The organism is Isoptericola sp. F-RaC21, assembly GCF_038593535.1.
Lineage (GTDB): Bacteria > Actinomycetota > Actinomycetes > Actinomycetales > Cellulomonadaceae > Isoptericola.
Genome location: NZ_JBCFYX010000003.1, coordinates 866,976 through 884,216, shown reverse-complemented (window position 1 = coordinate 884,216; position 17,241 = coordinate 866,976). Strand labels below are relative to the sequence as shown.

11 protein-coding genes are annotated in these 17,241 nt (G+C 73.8%); 3 read left to right on the top strand and 8 right to left on the bottom strand.

Annotated features, from left to right (window positions below; translation table 11 throughout):
- Positions 1-26 precede the first annotated feature (26 nt).
- From AAG589_RS14455 to AAG589_RS14425, 7 genes are read right to left on the bottom strand one after another with little or no spacing between them, the layout of a single operon-like run.
- Positions 27-2,573 carry a glycoside hydrolase family 2 protein gene (locus tag AAG589_RS14455; protein WP_430567930.1) on the bottom strand — a complete coding sequence of 849 codons (2,547 nt, stop codon included), beginning with the start codon at positions 2,571-2,573 and terminating at the stop codon, positions 27-29.
- A 52-nt stretch (positions 2,574-2,625) separates the two neighbouring features.
- The gene (locus AAG589_RS14450; RefSeq protein ID WP_430567929.1) at positions 2,626-4,653 is read right to left on the bottom strand and encodes a beta-galactosidase; all 2,028 of its coding nucleotides are present in this window, start codon (positions 4,651-4,653) and stop codon (positions 2,626-2,628) included.
- Positions 4,650-5,576, bottom strand: a complete 927-nt coding sequence (locus AAG589_RS14445) for an ABC transporter ATP-binding protein (protein WP_430567928.1) — start codon at positions 5,574-5,576, stop codon at positions 4,650-4,652. Before AAG589_RS14445 ends, AAG589_RS14450 begins: the two co-directional genes overlap by 4 nt.
- A complete protein-coding gene (locus AAG589_RS14440) occupies positions 5,573-6,511 on the bottom strand; it encodes an ABC transporter ATP-binding protein (RefSeq protein ID WP_430567927.1) in 939 nt (312 codons plus the stop codon). Before AAG589_RS14440 ends, AAG589_RS14445 begins: the two co-directional genes overlap by 4 nt.
- Positions 6,508-7,575 (bottom strand): ABC transporter permease, encoded by a 1,068-nt coding sequence (locus AAG589_RS14435; protein WP_430567926.1) that lies wholly within the window; start codon positions 7,573-7,575, stop codon positions 6,508-6,510. The genes AAG589_RS14440 and AAG589_RS14435 overlap by 4 nt, the downstream gene beginning before the upstream one ends.
- Before the next feature lie 13 nt (positions 7,576-7,588).
- Positions 7,589-8,578 (bottom strand): ABC transporter permease, encoded by a 990-nt coding sequence (locus tag AAG589_RS14430; protein ID WP_430567925.1) that lies wholly within the window; start codon positions 8,576-8,578, stop codon positions 7,589-7,591.
- A gap of 39 nt (positions 8,579-8,617) precedes the next feature.
- A complete protein-coding gene (locus AAG589_RS14425) occupies positions 8,618-10,312 on the bottom strand; it encodes an ABC transporter substrate-binding protein (RefSeq protein ID WP_430567924.1) in 1,695 nt (564 codons plus the stop codon).
- Between the two features lie 130 nt (positions 10,313-10,442).
- Here AAG589_RS14425 and AAG589_RS14420 point away from each other — a divergent pair, with 130 nt between their 5' ends.
- Together AAG589_RS14420 and AAG589_RS14415 are read left to right on the top strand one after the other, a co-directional pair.
- Positions 10,443-11,741 carry an ROK family protein gene (locus AAG589_RS14420; RefSeq protein ID WP_430567923.1) on the top strand — a complete coding sequence of 433 codons (1,299 nt, stop codon included), beginning with the start codon at positions 10,443-10,445 and terminating at the stop codon, positions 11,739-11,741.
- A complete protein-coding gene (locus AAG589_RS14415) occupies positions 11,738-13,885 on the top strand; it encodes an alpha-galactosidase (RefSeq protein WP_430567922.1) in 2,148 nt (715 codons plus the stop codon). The genes AAG589_RS14420 and AAG589_RS14415 overlap by 4 nt, the downstream gene beginning before the upstream one ends.
- On the opposite strand, the gene AAG589_RS14410 is transcribed toward AAG589_RS14415, so the two are convergent.
- On the bottom strand, positions 13,872-14,894 hold the full coding sequence (locus AAG589_RS14410) for a LacI family DNA-binding transcriptional regulator (RefSeq protein ID WP_430567921.1): 1,023 nt from the start codon (positions 14,892-14,894) through the stop codon (positions 13,872-13,874). The two genes, AAG589_RS14415 and AAG589_RS14410, sit on opposite strands and share 14 nt — an antisense overlap.
- Positions 14,895-15,005: 111 nt before the next feature.
- Here AAG589_RS14410 and glgB point away from each other — a divergent pair, with 111 nt between their 5' ends.
- Positions 15,006-17,228 carry a 1,4-alpha-glucan branching protein GlgB gene (glgB, locus tag AAG589_RS14405; RefSeq protein WP_430567920.1) on the top strand — a complete coding sequence of 741 codons (2,223 nt, stop codon included), beginning with the start codon at positions 15,006-15,008 and terminating at the stop codon, positions 17,226-17,228.
- Positions 17,229-17,241 lie beyond the last annotated feature (13 nt).

The following is a 17,241-nucleotide window of genomic DNA, read 5'->3' as shown; positions in this document are numbered from 1 at the left end:
TCCCTTCGCAGGTCGGGGCCGGTCGGTCAGCGCAGGTCGTTCGCGCTGCGGACGGCGGCGGCGAACGCCGCCGGGTCGCCGCCCGCGGGCGAGGTGATCCGCAGCGTGGCGCTCTGTCCGGCGCGGAGCGTGACGAGCCCGGCGTCGACGCGGGCGGCCGGGTCGACGACGTCGGCGTGGCAGAAGACGTCCCGGGCCAGCGACGTGGCGGTCACCCGCAGCTCGCAGCCGCCCTCGACCGCGGACGCCTCGATCCGCAGCGGCTCCGGGTAGAGCCGCTGGTCGACCACCTCGGCGCCGTGCCGCAGGGCCGGCGCGACGCCCGCGTCGGGGTCGTCGGCCGTCGCGACGAGCACCTCGCCGGAGGCGTCGGCGAAGACCGCGACGTCGGCGGGCACCACGACCGTGGCCGCGCCGCGCGCGGGCGCGTCGACCTCGAGCGTCGCCTTCGCGAGCACCGACCCGTCGAGCGCCTCCCGGGTCACGGTCCACGTGCCGGCCAGGCGCTCCGCGGTGTCGTTGACGACCACGAGCGCCAGGGTGTCGAGCTCCGGGTTCACGCCCTCCCAGGCTGCCGCGCGCGCCTCGTCGGACGCGCGCGGCTGGAACGTGGCCAGCCGCGGCGCGTACGCGGCGCGCAGCGCGTGCCACAGGGGCTTGCGGTGCTCGTCGTGGTCCACCGCCGCCCAGGACACCACGGGCCAGTTGTCGTTGAGCTGCCACATGATCGCGCCCGTGTTGTGGGGCGTGAGGGACCGCACGTGCTCGATGCCGAAGCGCACGGCGTGCGCCTGGTTGAGCTGCGTCGTCCAGTGCCAGTCCTCGATCGTGGCGGGGTCGGGCAGGTGCCCCTGCCAGCCGCGCTCGAGCTTGGCGTTGCCCTGGTGCGCCTTCTGGTGCACGAGCATCTGGTGGCCGAACGGGTCGAGCGGCTCGTCGTGCACGACGCGCGTGAGCGTCGACCAGGCGGGCGGGCCCTGGAAGCCGAACTCCGACAGGAACCGCGGCGCGTACCGGGCGTAGACGGCATAGTCCTCGCGGTTCCACACGTCCCAGATGTGCATGGTGCCGTAGCGCTCGTCGTTCGGGTGGCGGTAGTCGCCGAACGAGTAGGGGCTCGCCGGCGAGTAGGGGCGGGTGGGGTCCAGCTCCGCGAGGACGCCGGGGAGCAGCTCGCGGTAGTACAGGTCGCCCCAGGGGCGGCCGCCCAGCCGGCCGGCCCAGCCCCAGTCGACCGAGCCCCAGGTGTTCTCGTTGTTGCCGTTCCAGATCACCAGCGAGGGGTGCGGGCTCAGGCGCGTGACGTTCTCCCGGGCCTCGGCCTCCACCTCGGCGCGCATCGGCTCGTCCTCGCTGTACGCGGCGCAGGCGAACGGGAAGTCCTGCCACATGAGCAGCCCGCGCTCGTCGGCGAGGTCGTACAGGTCGTCGGACTCGTAGATGCCGCCGCCCCACACGCGCAGCAGGTTGACGTTCGCCTCGAGCGCGTCGTCCACGCGGCGGGCGTACCGGTCGCGGTCGATCTCGGTGAGGAACGCGTGGTCGGGGATCCAGTTCGCGCCCCGCACCAGGACCGTCTCGCCGTTGACCTTGAGCACGAACGGCGCCCCCGCCTCGTCGGGCGTCGTGTCGAGCTCGACCGTGCGGAAGCCGACCCGGCCCGCCCAGCGCGCGACGTCGGAGGCGGTGACCTCGACGTCGTACAGCGGCTGGTCGCCGTGACCGACGGGCCACCAGCGGCGCACGCCGGGCACCCGGACCGTCACGACGCCGCCGGCCTGCCCGGCCGGCACGACGCCGGCGGCCTCGTGCTCCTCGCCGCCCGGCCCGGTGACGCGCACGCGCACCGGCACGTCGACGTCCGCCGCCACGCCGTCGCGCTCGATCTCGACGTGCGCGCTGAGCACGCCGTCGTGCGCGCCGCCCTCCCCCGCGACGACGTCGACCAGCGGCCGCACGGACGCGATGCGCACGCCCGACCAGGAGTCGAGGCCGACGGGCTTCCAGATGCCGGCGCCGGCGACGTCGATGCCCCAGTCCCACCCGAACGAGCACGCCATCTTGCGCAGCTGGTTGTACTCGTGGTGGTTGGTCGAGGGCAGCTCGCCGTCCCGCTCCGCGCGGGCCAGCGCCTCGGGCACCGGGGCCGCGAACGTCACGACGAGGGAGTTGCTGCCCGCGCGCAGGGCGTCGCGGGCGTCCCACCGGTAGGACCGGTGCATGTTCTCGGTGCGGCCCAGCTCCACGCCGTTGAGCTGCACGGTCGCGACGGTGTCGAGGCCCAGGGCCACGAGGTCGTGGCGCGCGGCGTCGCCGGGCTGCCAGTCGAACGTCGTCGCGTACCGCCACGACGTGTCGCCGATCCACTGCTGCGCCGCCTCGTTGTCCCCGTCGAAGGGCTCGTCGATCAGGCCCTCGCGGTGCAGGTCGAGGTGCGCCTCGCCCGGCACCACGGCCGGGATCCCCGCCGCGAGCGCCGACGCCACGCCCTCGGGCGCGTCGGCCGCGGGCTCGGCGGCGGTCAGGCTCCACCCCTGGTGCAGGGCGCGGAAGGTCGAGGGCAGGTACGTCATGGGGAGGAGTCCTTCGTGGTTCGCAGGGAGGGCACGGGCGGGTCGGGTCGACTCAGTGTGTCGCCGGGCGGGGCGGTTCGCGCAGCACGCGCACCCCGCCCGGGGCCACCGCGGTCAGGGGCCCGACGTCGGTCCCGGACAGCAGGTCGTGGCCCGCGGCGGCGACCTTCTGCTCGTCGCCGGTGTGGTTGAGGAGGAAGAGGTAGGAGCGGTCGTCGCCGCGGCGGCGCACCGCCTCGAGCCCGGGCGCTGCCTCGAGCACGCGCGGCACGCCGGACTCGGCGACGAGCCGGTCGACGACGCGTCCGACACCCTCGGCGTCGAGCGCCGCGGAGACGTACCAGGCGGCTCCGTCACCGACCGGGCGCCGGGTCACCGCGGGCCCGCCCGCGAGCGAGCTCGAGGCGTACCGGACCACGGCGTCGGCGCCGTCGAGGTGGACGCGCTCGGACCATTCCTTCGCCTCGCCGCCGCCGTCCAGCGCCACGACCTGCCCCTCGGCGAGGGGATAGAACTCATCGCTCCAGGCGCCGAGGACGTCGGCGAACGCGCCGGGGAAGCCGCCGGTGCGCACCTGGCCGTGCGCGTCGCAGACCCCGGACAGGTAGGTCACCAGCAGCGTGCCCCCGCGCGCGGGGACGGCGGACAGGCGTGCCGCGGTGTCGTCGCCCGTGACCATCAGGGTCGGGACCACGACCAGGTCGTAGCCGTCGAGGTCGGCGCCGGGCGGCACGACGTCGCACACGACCTGCCGGTCCCACAGGGCGCGGTGCCACGCCCGCAGCTCGCGCCCGTAGGACAGCTCGCGGTGCGGCATCAGGCCGTGCTGGAGCGCCCAGCCGGCGGGGTCGTCGACGACCAGCGCGGCGCGCGCGGGCTCGACGGCGGTCCCGGCGACCTCGGCCAGGGCGCGCAGGTGGCCGCCGAGCTCGACGACCTCCCGCCACACCCGCGACCGGGTGCCCGAGTGCAGCACCATCGCGGAGTGGAACTGCTCCGCGCCGGCCCGCGACGCGCGCCACTGGAAGAACATCGCGCCGTCCGAGCCCCGGGCCACGTGGCCGAGCGAGTGCCGCACGATCTCCCCCGGGTCCTTGGCACGGTTGCGCCGCTGCCAGCTCGGTCCCCCGGTCGAGCTCTCCATGAGCAGCCATGGGCGGCCCGGGGACATCCCGCGCATCCGGTCGGCCGCGAAGGCGAGGTCGTGCTCGCGGTCGCCCGCGGGCAGGTCACCGACCAGGGTGTAGTGGTCGTTGGCCACGACGGCCGTGTGCGGCGCCCACGACGCGTAGTCGACGACCTGTGCCCCGGCGCCGACCATGAAGTTGGTCGTGACGGGCGCGTCGGAGTGCCGCTCGAGCACCTCCTTCTCCGCCAGGTAGTGCGCCCGCAGCGCGTCGGAGGAGTACCGCTCGAAGTCGAGGTACAGCCCGGGGTTCGGCGCCCCGTGCCGGCCGCGCGGCGGCATGATCTCGTCCCACGCCCCGTACCGGTGCCCCCACTGGGCGGTGCCCCAGGCCGCGTTGACGGCGTCGAGGCCGCCGTGCCGCTCCCGCAGCCAGCGCCGGAACCCGGCCGCCGAGTCGTCGCAGTAGCAGCGGGCGTTGCCGCCGCCCAGCTCGTTGCCCACGTGCCACAGGCGCACCGCGGGGTGGCCGCCGTAGCGGCGGGCCAGGGCCTCGACGTGGCGCAGCGCGTACCGGCGGTAGACGGCCGACTCCGGGCACCAGGCGTTGCGCCCGCCCGCCGGCTCGCGGTAGCCGTCGGCGAGCACGGGCGCGATGCCGGGGTGCGCCGTGAGCAGCCAGCTCGGGGGCGCGGCCGTCGGGGTCGCCAGGTCGACGGCGATCCCGTGGGCGTGCAGCAGCTCGATCGCGTCGTCGAGCCACGACCAGTCGCGCACGTCGTCGGCGACCTCGACGGTCCCCCAGGCGAAGACGCCGAGCGTCACGAGGTTGACCCCGGCCTCCGTCATGAGGCGCACGTCCTCGTCCCACACCTCCCGCGGCCACTGCTCGGGGTTGTAGTCGCCGCCGTACGACAGCCCGGCGGTCGGCCAGCGCAGGGACGCCGCCGTCACGACGCGCTCCGTGCGGCCGCCCCGCCCCGGGCCTGCGCCGCGGGCACGCCGGCCTCCTGCCACTCGCCCACGAAGTGGTCGAAGCACACGCTGTTGTCGATCGCGCCGCGGTCCGTGCCCTCCTGGGTGAGGGTCACCCGGTCCACCCGCTCCGGGTCCGGGGCCGCCATCGCCAGCAGCTTCGTGTAGTCGTGGTGCGGGTCGAGGATGACGGCGTCCGCGGGCCCGCGCTCCACCACCCGGCCCCGGTACAGCACGACGATCTCGTCGGAGAAGTGCCGGGCCGTGGCCAGGTCGTGCGTGATGTACAGGACCGCGAGGCGGTCCTCGCGCTGCAGGCGGCCGAGGAGGTTGAGGACGCCGAGCCGGATCGACACGTCGAGCATGGAGACGGGCTCGTCGGCGATGAGCACCTGCGCCCCCGGTGCCAGGGCGCGGGCGATCGCGACGCGCTGCCGCTGGCCGCCGGACAGCTCGTGCGGCCGGCGCGGAGCGATGGTCCCGGCCGGCGTGAGGTTGACCCGCTCGAGCATCTCGAGCACCCGCTCGTGCGTCTCGTCCGCGCTGTGCGTGCGCTGGTGGATGCGCAGCGGGCGGGCGATGTGGTGCTCGATCGAGTGGAACGGGTTGAGCGACGCGAACGGGTCCTGGAAGACCATCTGCACCTGGCGGCGGTACAGCGAGCCCTGCACCGGGGTGTCGTCGTCGAGGCGCACGTCGACCGTGCCCGACGTCGGCTTCTCCATGCGCGTGAGGATCTTGGCGATCGTCGACTTGCCGGAGCCCGACTCCCCCACCAGGGCGACGGTGCGCCCCGGGATCAGGTCGAGGCTCACGTGGTCGACGGCGCGCAGCCGCGACCGGCGCAGACCGGAGCGGATCGAGTAGTCCTTGACCAGGTCGGACACGTGGACGCGGGTCATGCTCGGTCCTCCTGACCGTTCGGCACGGTGGTGCCTGCGGGCTCGGCGAAGTCGTCGACGCCGCTGCGGATGAAGCCGCCCCGCTCCCCCGAGAGGCTCGGGAACGAGCCGAGGAGCTTGCGGGTGTACGGGTGGCGCGCCTCGCGGTACAGGCGCTGCGCGGTGTCGAGCTCGACGATCTCGCCCTCGAGCATGACCGCGATGCGGTCGCTGATCTCGAGCAGCAGCGGCAGGTCGTGGGTGATGAAGACGACCGCGAAGTCGAGCTCGTCGCGCAGGCGCACGATCTCGCGCAGGATGTCGCGCTGCACGACGACGTCGAGCGCCGTCGTCGGCTCGTCCATGATCATGATCTGCGGCTCCAGCAGCATCGCCATCGCGATCATGACGCGCTGGCGCATGCCGCCGGAGAGCTCGTGCGCGTACGACCCGAGCCGGCGGGGGTCCACCCCGACGCGGGTGAGCACCTCCTCCGAGCGGCGACGCACCTCCGCGCGGGACGTTCGCGGCCGGTGCGCCAGGAGCGTGTCGCGCAGCTGGGCCCGCACCGTGGTCACCGGGTTGAGGGCGTTCATCGCGCCCTGGAACACCATCGACAGCTTGTCCCAGCGGAACGCACGCAGCGCGGAGTCCTCCAGGGCGAGCACGTCGACGTCCGACCCGTCCCGGTCGTGGAACGTGATGCTGCCGGACGCGATGCGCGCCGGGGGCCGGTGCAGCCGGTTGACCGCGTACGCGAGCGTCGTCTTGCCGCAGCCGGACTCGCCCGCGAGGCCGAGGATCTCGCCGCGGTGCAGCGTGAGGCTCGCGTCCTTCACGGCGGTGACCGGCTGCTCCACCTCGTACACCACCGTGAGGTCGGAGACCGTGAGGACCGGCTCCGTCCGGCCGCCGACGGCGGCCGTCCCGCCGTCCTGCACCAGGGTCGTCGTCATCGCGCGGACACCTCCTTCGCGCCGTCCGCCTCGCGGACCGCCTCGGGCTCCTGCGGGCGCGACCGGCGGGACGCGCGGGCCAGCTCGCGCTCCAGGCGGGCGGCTTTGCGGGCCCGCCTGCGGTGCTGGCGCAGGTTCTTGAGCTTGGGGTTGATGATCTCGTCGATCGAGAAGTTGATGAGCGACAGGCCCATGCCGAACAGCGCGATCATCAGGCCCGGCGGCACGAACCACCACCACGCCCCGAGCGAGAGGGCGAACCCGTTCTGCGCGTAGAAGAGCATGGTGCCGAGCGTCGACGAGTTGGACGCCCCGAGGCCGATGAACGACAGCCCGGCCTCGCCGAGGATGGCCGCGATGACCGCGAACACGAACTGGGAGGCGATCACCGGCAGCAGGTTCGGCAGGATCTCCACGACGATGACGCGCCACGGCTTCTCGCCCGACACCTTCGACGCCGCCACGTAGTCGCGGTTGCGCACCGAGAGCGTCTGGGCCCGCAGGACGCGGGCGGACGCGGCCCAGCTCGTCACCGCCAGCACGACCGCGATCGTCCACAGTCCCCGGCTCTCCCGCGGCACGAAACCGGAGATCACGATGACGAGCGGCAGGCCCGGGATCACCAGGAACACGTTCGACAGCAGGGAGAACGCCTCGTCGGCGAAGCCGCCGCGGTAGGCCCCGTAGATGCCGAAGAAGGCCGACAGGGCGGTGGCCAGCACGCCGACCAGGAGGCCGATCTGCAACGACCCGCGCGTCGCGTAGGCGAGCTGCGCGAGCACGTCCTGGCCCGTCTGCGTGGTGCCCAGCAGGAAGTCGCCGGACGGCGACGTCAGGCCGATGTCGCGGATCTGGCGCGGGTCGCCCACCAGGTAGGGGCCGAAGATGCCGAAGAGCGTGATGACCCCCACCAGCACGAGGCCGATGGCCAGCCAGGGCGTCATCGTGGGCAGCAGCATGCGCCAGCCGGAGCGGGGCGCGTCGCCGGCCCGCTCGCGCTCGACCTCCGCGGCCTCGGTCTCGTCCACGAGGGACGGTTCGTTCGCAGGACTCAGGTTCGTCATGACGGGGCCTCCTTCAGGACCGGGCTCGGGTGCGCGGGTCGATCAGGCCGTACAGCAGGTCGACCACGAGGTTCGCGCCGAGCACGGCGAGCGTGATGACGAGGAACAGCCCCTGCATGAGGGCGTAGTCGTTGTTGGTCACGGCGCCCAGGAGCCGGCCGCCGATGCCGGGGTAGGAGAACACCTGCTCGGTGATCACCGAGCCCGAGACGACGAAGCCGAGCGAGATCGCGAAGCCGGCGACCGACGGCAGCACGGCGTTGCGCGAGGCGTACGAGCGCAGCACCTTGCGGGGCGACAGGCCCTTGGCCTCGGCGGTGAGCACGTAGTCCTCGGACAGGGTGGAGACCATCATGTTGCGCATCCCCAGCAGCCAGCCGCCGATGGACGCGAGCACGATCGTCAGGGCCGGCAGAGCCCCGTAGTGGATGGCGGAGCCGATGAACTCGGCGTTCCAGCCGGGGTCCAGGACGACGTCGTAGCCGCCCTGGAGCGGGAACCAGCCGAGCACCCGGGCGAGGAAGTACGCCAGGATCAGCGCCAGCCAGAAGTACGGCACGGCGGCCAGGAGGGTGGTCGCCGGGATCAGCGAGTCGAGCCAGGTGCCGGGCTTCCACCCGACGAACGCCCCGAGCGTCACGCCCAGGACGGCGGCCATCACCGTGGCGATGCCCACGAGCACCACCGTCCAGGGCAGCGACTGGGCGATGACGTCGGTGACCTGGGCCGGGTAGTAGCTGACCGACACGCCCAGGTCGCCGTGGACCAGGTTGTTCAGGTAGTCGACGTACTGGTTCCACAACGGTTGGGAGTCGTCGCCCCCGAGGAGGAGGGCGTACGCCTCCCGGGTCTCGGGCGTCACCGTCCCGCCGCGCTGCTGCAGCTTGGCGAGCAGGATGTCGACCGGGTTGCCCGGGAGGAGCCGGGGGATCGCGAAGTTCAACGTCAGCGCGGCCCACAGCGCCACGACGTAGAAGCCCATCTTGCGTAGGAAGTAGTTCACGGCAGGGTGCTTTCCTCGGGGACGACGTCTCGGGTCATGTCAGCCGGCCGGCTGGATCTTCTTGAAGATCTCGGCGGCGTCCATCGCCGACCAGACGGCCGGGAAGGCGTACAGGTCGTCGTCGGACGGCCAGCCGGTGAACTTCGTCGTGTTCCAGACGCTGGTGGTGCCGCCGGTGAGGATCGGCACGTACGGCATGTCCTCGAAGACGTGCTTCTGGATCGTGTCGAAGTACGGCTGGCGCGCCGCCGCGTCGTCGAGCGGCAGCTTGGCCAGCTCGTCGAGCGCCTTGTCGACCTCGGGGTTGGAGTACCGCGAGTAGTTGTTCCCCGCCGACTTGCCGACCTTCGCCCCGGAGCCGGAGTCGAAGAAGTAGTTGTAGAGGTAGAACGGGTCGGGCGCCGGGCCCTGCCACAGGGAGTCGATGGCGAGCTCGAACTTGCCCGAGCCCTTCTTCTCCGTCCACTCGTTCCACGACGACTGCGCGGTCTGCAGGTCGATGCCGGCCGCCTTGGCCTGGGACGCCATCGTGTCGAGGGCGGTGATGTAGTCCGTCCAGCCCGTCACGACCTCGACGGTCAGCGTGAGCTTCTCGCCGTCCTTGGCGTAGATGCCGTCCGCGCCCTTCTTCCAGCCGGCGGCCTCGAGCACCTGCGCGGCCTTGTCCGGCTCGGCGGTCATCGGGGCGGTCTTCTCGGTCACCGCGTCGGACAGGAACCCGTCCTGGCTGGGCGTCAGCGTGAAGACCGGCGAGATCTCGTTCGCGGTCTCCATGAAGGCCAGCTTGTTCAGCTGGGTGCGGTCCATCGCGTAGTACAGCGCCTTGCGGACGGCGGGGTCCGTCTGCGGCCCCTTGCAGCCCATCTCCTCGCTGGAGCAGGTCGACAGCACCATCTGGTTCTGCCACTGCGTGTACGCGTCGTAGTTCGGGAAGTTCTTGTGGGTGTTCTGGATGTCCGGGATCGGGCCGGTCTGCCAGTCGACGGTGCCGGCCGCGATCGCGTCGGCGCCCGCCTGGTTGCCCGACAGCGACAGGAAGCGGATGTGCTTGAGCTTCGGCTCGCCGCCCCAGTAGTCCGGGTTGGCCTTGTACGTGAACGCCTGCGGCTTGAAGTCGTCGAGCAGGTAGGCGCCCGTGCCCACCGGCTTCTCGATGACGTCCTCGACGGGGTTGACGTCCTTCCACAGGTGCTCGGGCACGATCGGCGTGTTCATCACGTCCGGCCCCTTGACGAACGCCGGCTGGTCGAAGGTGAACGTCACGTGCGTGTCGTCGACCGCCTTCGCCGTGCCGTCGAAGCCGCCGCTGTTGATCGACGGGTTGTCCTTGAGGAGGCCGAACGTGAACGCCACGTCCTTCGCCGTGAACGGCTCGCCGTCGCTCCAGGTGACGCCCTCGCGCAGGGTGACCGACAGCTCGGTGCCGTCGTCGTTCCACGACTGCTCCGTGCCGAGCAGGGGGACCGGGTCGCGCACCTCGGCCTTGTTGTAGAAGAACAGGGGCTCGTAGATCGGGCCCAGGCCGCCGATCTTCGACGGCGAGAACGGGTTGAAGTTGATCTGGTAGTCGCCGGCCTGGCCGGTGTAGGCGACGAGCGTGCTGTCCGCTCCCCCGTTCGAGCCGCCTGAGCTGCCGTTCGAGCCGCCCCCGGAGCACGCCGCGAGGGCGAGACCGAGGGCCGCGACACCGGCGAGCACCGTGGCGCGCCGACGGATTCCTGTCCTGAGGAACATCTGCGGTCCTTTCTCGTGCCGGCACCAGAGCCGGCTCCAGCGGCGCCGTCGTCGGCGCTCGTGTGTATTCTTGCCAGGCTTAACTTAAACGGTCAAGTGCCGTAGGTCACTCTTCGCTGGGAGGCGATGCATGCTGCTGGACGGCGTCACGCAGGTCGTCTCGTCGCGCCGTCTGCTCGACCTCGTGCGGACCCGCGGCACGATCAGCCGCGTCGAGCTCGCCCGGCTCTCGGGGCTCACGTCGCCGACGGTCACCCACGTCGTCCGCGGGCTCCTGGACCTCGGCCTGGTGCACGAGACCGGGGTCCAGCAGCGCGGCCGCGGCCAGCCGCGGCGCCTGCTGAGCGTCACCGCGGACGCCGGGTACGCCGTGGGGATCCAGGTCGACCTGACCACCACGACGGCGGTGGTCGTCGACTTCGCGGGCGCCACGGTCGCGAGCGCGGGGCTGCGGGGCTCCGGACGACGCTCGCCCGACCGCACCGTCGCGGCGCTCGTCGACCACGTGGACGACCTTCTGGCCAGCGCCGGCGTGCCGCGCGAGCGCGTGCTCGGGGTCGGCCTGGTGACGCACGGGCCCCAGGACCGCGAGCGGGGCATGCTCCTGACGGCACAGCCCACGCCCGCCTGGGAGAGGTACCCCCTGACGGCGCGACTGGCGGCCGGGCTGGGCCTGCCCGTGCTGCTGGAGAACGACGCGACCGCGGCGGCCGTCGGCGAGCTGTGGACGCGCGACCTCGACACCCAGACCTTCGGCCTGGTGTACATGGCGTCCGGGATCGGCGGCGCCGTCGTCGTGGACGGCGTCGCCTACCGCGGGCGGGCCTCGAACGCCGTCGAGATCGGGCACGTCCCGCTCCCGGACGCACGCGCGGGCTGCGTCTGCGGCAACCGCGGGTGCACGCAGGCCGAGGCCGGCCCCGCGGCCGTGGTCGCCCAGGCCCTCGCGCGTGCGGACGTCGCCGAGCGCTGGGACGTGCGGGGAGCGCCCGAGGACACGCTGGCCGACTTCGAGCGCGTGGCGCGCGCCGCCCGCGACGGCGACGCCGACGCGTCCCACCTGCTCACCCGCTCCGCCCGCCGGGTCGGCCAGGCGGCTACCGTGCTCGTCAACCTCTTCGACGTGGACACCGTGCTGCTGGCCGGTCCGGCGTTCGCGACGGCGGGGCCCCTGTACCGGCGGGTCGTCGGCGCCGCGCTGACCGAGCACGCGCTCAGCCGCACGCTCAGCCCGCCCCGGGTCGCGCTGTCCGGCCAGGTCGCCACGGTCGCCGCCGTCGGCGGCGCCCTGACCGTGCTCCGCGGCGCGCCCGACGCCACCCCGGCCCGGGGCGGGGCGGACGTAGCAGCCCGACCGCCCACCGACCACGTCCCCGACCGACCCGCCGACCACACCGCCGAGCACACCGCAACGATCGGAGCCCTGTGACCACCGACAACGTCGTCCTGCACCGCGACGGGACCGCCCTCGTCCTCCACGCCCCCGCCCACGCCCTCCCGGCCGTCGTGCACTGGGGAGCGGAGCTCGGCCCGCTCGACGGCGCCGACGCGGACGCCCTCCTCGGCGCGACCAGCCGCCAGACGCCGCCCGGCACGCTCGACGCGGCCTGGCGCCTCCCGCTCCTGCCGCAGGAGTCGGACGGCTGGTCGGGCCGCCCCGGCCTCCTCGTCACGCGCGCCGGCGTCCCCGTCTACCCCCGGTGGGAATCCGTCGTGGACCGCCCGGACGAGGCGACCGCCGTCGTCACCGCCACGGACGCGGCCGGCGGGCTGACCCTGCGCTCCCGCGTGGAGGTCGGAGCCGGCGGGCTCGTCGTGCTCGACCACGAGCTCGTCAACGACGGCGCCGACCCGCTCGAGGTCGCGTGGCTCGAGGCGACGCTCCCCGTGCCGAAGACCGCCGACCACCTCACCACGTTCGGGGGGCGGTGGACGCGCGAGAAGTCGCCGCTCACGACCCCGATGCCGCGCGGGACCACGGTGCGCGAGTCACGCCGGGGCCGCGGCGGCCACGACGCCCCGTGGGTGACGCTCGCCTCCGAGGGCGCCCCGCGCTCCGGGGAGGGCCGCGTGTGGGCCGCCCACCTGGGCTGGAGCGCCGACGTGCGCCACCGCGTCGACCGGGTCACCGAGCACGTGTCGCTGCTCGGGGCCGGCGAGCTCCTCCGGCCCGGCGAGCTCGTCCTCGCCCCCGGCGCGTCGTACCGGGCGCCGTCGACCTACTTCGCCTGGTCGGACGGCGGGCTCGACGGCGTCGCGGCCCGCTTCCACACGTGGCTCCGCGCCCGCCCGCAGCACCCGCGCACGCCGCGCCCGCTGGTGCTCAACACCTGGGAGGCCGTCTACTTCGACCACGACCCCGAGCGGCTGTACGCGCTCGCCCGGCGGGCCGCCGAGATCGGGGTCGAGCGGTTCGTCCTCGACGACGGCTGGTTCCCGGCCCGCCGCGACGACACGAAGGGCCTCGGCGACTGGGTCGTCGACACCACCGTGTGGCCCGACGGCCTCGAGCCGCTCGCCGACCTGGTGCACGGGCTGGGGATGCAGCTCGGCCTGTGGTTCGAGCCGGAGATGGTCAACCTCGACTCCGACCTCGCGCGGGCGCACCCCGAGTGGGTGCTGGGCAACCCCGCCTCCGTGCCCTCCCCCGACGGCCTCTCGTTCCGCACCCAGTACGTGCTCGACCTGGCGGACCCGGACGCGTGGGAGCACGTCCGGTCGCAGATGTCCGCCCTCGTCGCGGGCCTCGGGATCGACTTCATCAAGTGGGACCACAACCGCGACCTGGTCGAGCCGGTCCACCGCACCCCCGACGGCAAGGACGCGCCCGGCACGCACGCCCAGACGCAGGCCGCCTACCGGCTCCTGGACCGGCTCCGGGCCGACCACCCCGGGCTCGAGATCGAGTCGTGCTCCTCCGGTGGCGCGCGCACCGACCTCGGCATCCTCTCCCGCACCGACCGGGTGTGGGCGTCCGACTCGAACGACCCGGTCGAGCGGCAGGACATCCAGCGCTGGACGGAGCTCGTGCTGCCCCCGGAGCTGGTGGGCGCCCACGTCGGGCCGTCACCGGCGCACTCGTCCGGGCGCGCCACCGACCTGTCGTACCGGATCGCCACGTCGCTGCAGGGCTCCGCCGGGTTCGAGTGGGACATCCTCGGCTGCACGCCGGAGGAGACGGCGCGGATCGCCGCGTTCGGGGCGCTCTACAAGGAGCTGCGCGGGCTGCTGCACTCGGGCACCGTGCGGCACCCCGACACGGCCGACCCCGCCCTGCGGGTGCGCACCGTGGTGGCCCAGGACCGGTCGGAGGCCGTCGTCACGGTGGCGACCGTCGCGTCCCCCGAGGAGGCGCTCGCCGAGCGGCTGCGGATCGACGGGCTCGACCCGCAGCGCCGCTACACGGTGCGGCTGCGCGACGAGATCGGGGAGTCACGCTGGGGCTGGGTCACGCCCGGCTGGCTCGGCGACGGGCCGGTCACCCTCCCCGGCCGGGCGCTCGCCGAGGTCGGGCTGCAGCTGCCGACGCTGTGGCCCGTCCAGGCGCTCGTGCTGCACCTCACCGCGGCGTAGCCGGCGGGCCGGTGCTCCCGCGCACCGTGAGGGTGGGCGTCGAGTCGCGGTACGCCCGCGCCTCGGCCCCCGCCATCCGCTCGAAGAGCCGCCGGGCCACGTGCGCCCCGTAGCTCGTCACGTCGTGGCTCAGCGCGGTGAGCTGGGGGTACGCCGCCTGGCACAGGGGCGAGTCGTCCCAGGCCACGAGCGACACGTCCTCGGGCACGCGGGCGCCGAGCTCGTGGGCGACGCCGAGGCCGGCGAACGCCATGACGTCGTTGTCGTAGATCACGGCCGTCACCGGGTCCTCGGTGTCGAGCAGGGCCCGCGTCGCGGCGGCGCCGGAGTCGGGCGTGAAGTCCGCCCGGGCCACCCGGCCGACGACGCCCTCGCGCGCCACCTCGGCGTCGAACGCCTGGTCGCGGATGGTCGTGTGGCCGAAGCCCTCCGTGCCGGAGACGCGGCCGATCGTGCGGTGCCCCAGCCCGGCGAGGTAGCCCACGCACTCGCGCAGCGCCGTCGCGTCGTCGGTGAACACCGACGGCAGGTCGCCCGCGAACTCGGGGTCGCCGACGACGACGGCGGGCAGCGCGTCGCGCCCGGTCAGGGCCGCCAGGCGAGGGTCGTCCTTCCGGGGGTCCACGACGATCACGCCGTCCACCCGTCGGGCGGCGTGCCAGCGCCGGTGTGCCTGGACCTCCGCCTCGATGTCGGGCACCACCTGGAGCAGCAGGCCGTACGACCGCTCCGTGAGGACCTGCTCGATCCCGGCGATGAACTGCATGTAGAAGGACTCGAAGCCCAGCGTCTCCGGCGCGCGGGCCATGACCAGGCCGACGGTCTCCACCCGCGCGCCCGACAGCGCCCGGGCCGCCTGGCTCGGCACCCAGCCGAGCTCCGCGGCGACCCCCAGGATCCGCGCGCGCGTCGCGTCGGAGACCCCCGGCCGGTCGTTGAGGGCGTAGGACACCGCACCCGTGGACACGCCGGCCCGGCGGGCGATGTCCGCGATCGTGATCCGAGCCATCCGCTCTCCTTCCCGTGCAGGATGGTATGCCTCGCGGGCTCCCGCCGGGACGGCGGGCGGGGGCCGCGCGTCGGAACGGCGACGGGGAGACGTCCGTGGAATCGTGTGCGCATGACGCCGTCGCCGCCGCCCGTCGATCCCGAGGTGCTGACCGCCCTCGCGCAGGGCACCCTGCACGACCCGCACGCCGTGCTCGGCCCGCACCTGCTGGACGACGTCGAGCCCGCGGACGGCCGGGCGTGGGCGGTGGTGCGGGCGCTGCGGCCGCTGGCGGACGACGTGGTGGTCGTGACGCAGGACGCCGAGCACCCGGCGCGGCACGTGGCGGCCGGCGTGTGGGAGGCGGTGGTGCCGGCGGGCGTCGACGCCGCGGGCGGGCGCCACGCGCCCGACTACCGCGTCCGCACGCGGTACGACGACGACACGCAGACCGTCGACGACCCCTACCGCTTCCTGCCCACGCTGGGCGAGGTGGACCTGCACCTCATCGCCGAGGGCCGGCACGAGGAGCTGTGGCGGGTGCTCGGCGCCAACCCGCGGCGCTACCCGAGCGCCCTGGGTGACGTCGAGGGCACGGCGTTCGCCGTCTGGGCGCCGAACGCCCGCGGCGTGCGGCTCGTGGGCGACCACAACCGCTGGACCACGGTGCACCCGATGCGCTCGCTCGGCGCGAGCGGGGTCTGGGAGCTCTTCGTGCCCGGCGTGGGCGCGGGCACCCGGTACAAGTTCGAGGTCCTCGGCGCCGACCGCGTGTGGCGGGCCAAGGCCGACCCGCTCGCCAAGGGCACCGAGGTCCCGCCCGCGACGGCGTCCGTCGTCGTCGACTCCGCCTACGGCTGGGCCGACGGGGACTGGATGGCGCGCCGCGCGGCGTCGGACCCGCACGCCGGCCCGGTGAGCGTCTACGAGGTGCACCTCGGCTCCTGGAGGCCGGGGCTCGGGTACCGCGAGCTCGCGGAGGAGCTCACCGCGTACGTCGTCGAGCAGGGCTTCACGCACGTCGAGCTGCTGCCCGTGGCGGAGCACCCGTTCGGCGGGTCGTGGGGCTACCAGGTGACGGGCTACTACGCGCCCACGGCGCGGTTCGGCCACCCCGACGACTTCCGGTACCTCGTGGACCGGCTGCACCAGGCGGGCGTCGGCGTGATCCTCGACTGGGTGCCCGGCCACTTCCCGCGCGACGAGTTCGCCCTGGCCCGGTTCGACGGCGGCCCGCTGTACGAGCACCCCGACCCCCGCCGCGGGGAGCAGCCCGACTGGGGCACGCTCGTCTTCGACTTCGGCCGCCGCGAGGTGCGCAACTTCCTCGTCGCCAACGCGACGTACTGGTTCGAGGAGTTCCACGCCGACGGGCTGCGCGTGGACGCGGTCGCCTCGATGCTCTACCTCGACTACTCGCGCAAGCCCGGCGAGTGGGAGCCCAACTCCCGCGGCGGGCGGGAGAACCTCGAGGCGATCGCCTTCCTCCAGGAGGCGAACGCCACCGCCTACCGCCGCTCCCCCGGCGTCATGATGATCGCCGAGGAGTCCACGGCCTTCCCCGGCGTCACGCGACCCACCGACGCGGGCGGGCTCGGCTTCGGGCTCAAGTGGAACATGGGCTGGATGAACGACGGCCTGCGGTACGTGGCCCACGACCCGATGTACCGGCGCTATCACCACCACGAGCTGACGTTCTCGCTGGTCTACGCGTTCTCGGAGCAGTACGTGCTGCCGGTCAGCCACGACGAGGTGGTGCACGGCAAGGGGTCGCTGCTGCGCCGCATGCCGGGCGACCGGTGGAAGCAGCTCGCCGGGGTCCGCGCGTTCCTCGCCTACCAGTGGGCCCACCCGGGCAAGCAGCTGCTGTTCATGGGCCAGGAGTTCGCGCAGGACGCCGAGTGGGACGAGGGCTCCGGGCTCGACTGGTGGCAGCTCGAGACCCCCGGGCACGCCGGCGTGCAGCGCCTGGTGCGCGACCTCAACGCCCTCTACCGCGCCACGCCCGCCCTCTGGGAGCGGGACTTCGACGCCGCCGGGTTCGAGTGGCTCGACGCCGACGACGCCGACCACGACACGCTCTCGTGGGTGCGCCGGTCCGCCGACGGCGACCCGGTCGTCGTCGTCGTGAACTTCGCCGGCGTCCCGCACGAGGGCTACCGCCTCGCGCTGCCCGACGGCGGCGCGTGGGACGAGGCCCTCAACACGGACGCCGAGATCTACGGCGGCTCGGGCGTGGGCAACCTCGGCCGGGTGCAGGCCCAGGACGTGCCCTGGAAGGGGCGGCGGCACTCCGTCACGCTGCGGGTGCCGCCGCTCGGAGCGCTCGTGCTCCGTCCCGCCCCCGCTGGTTGAGCCTGTCGAGACC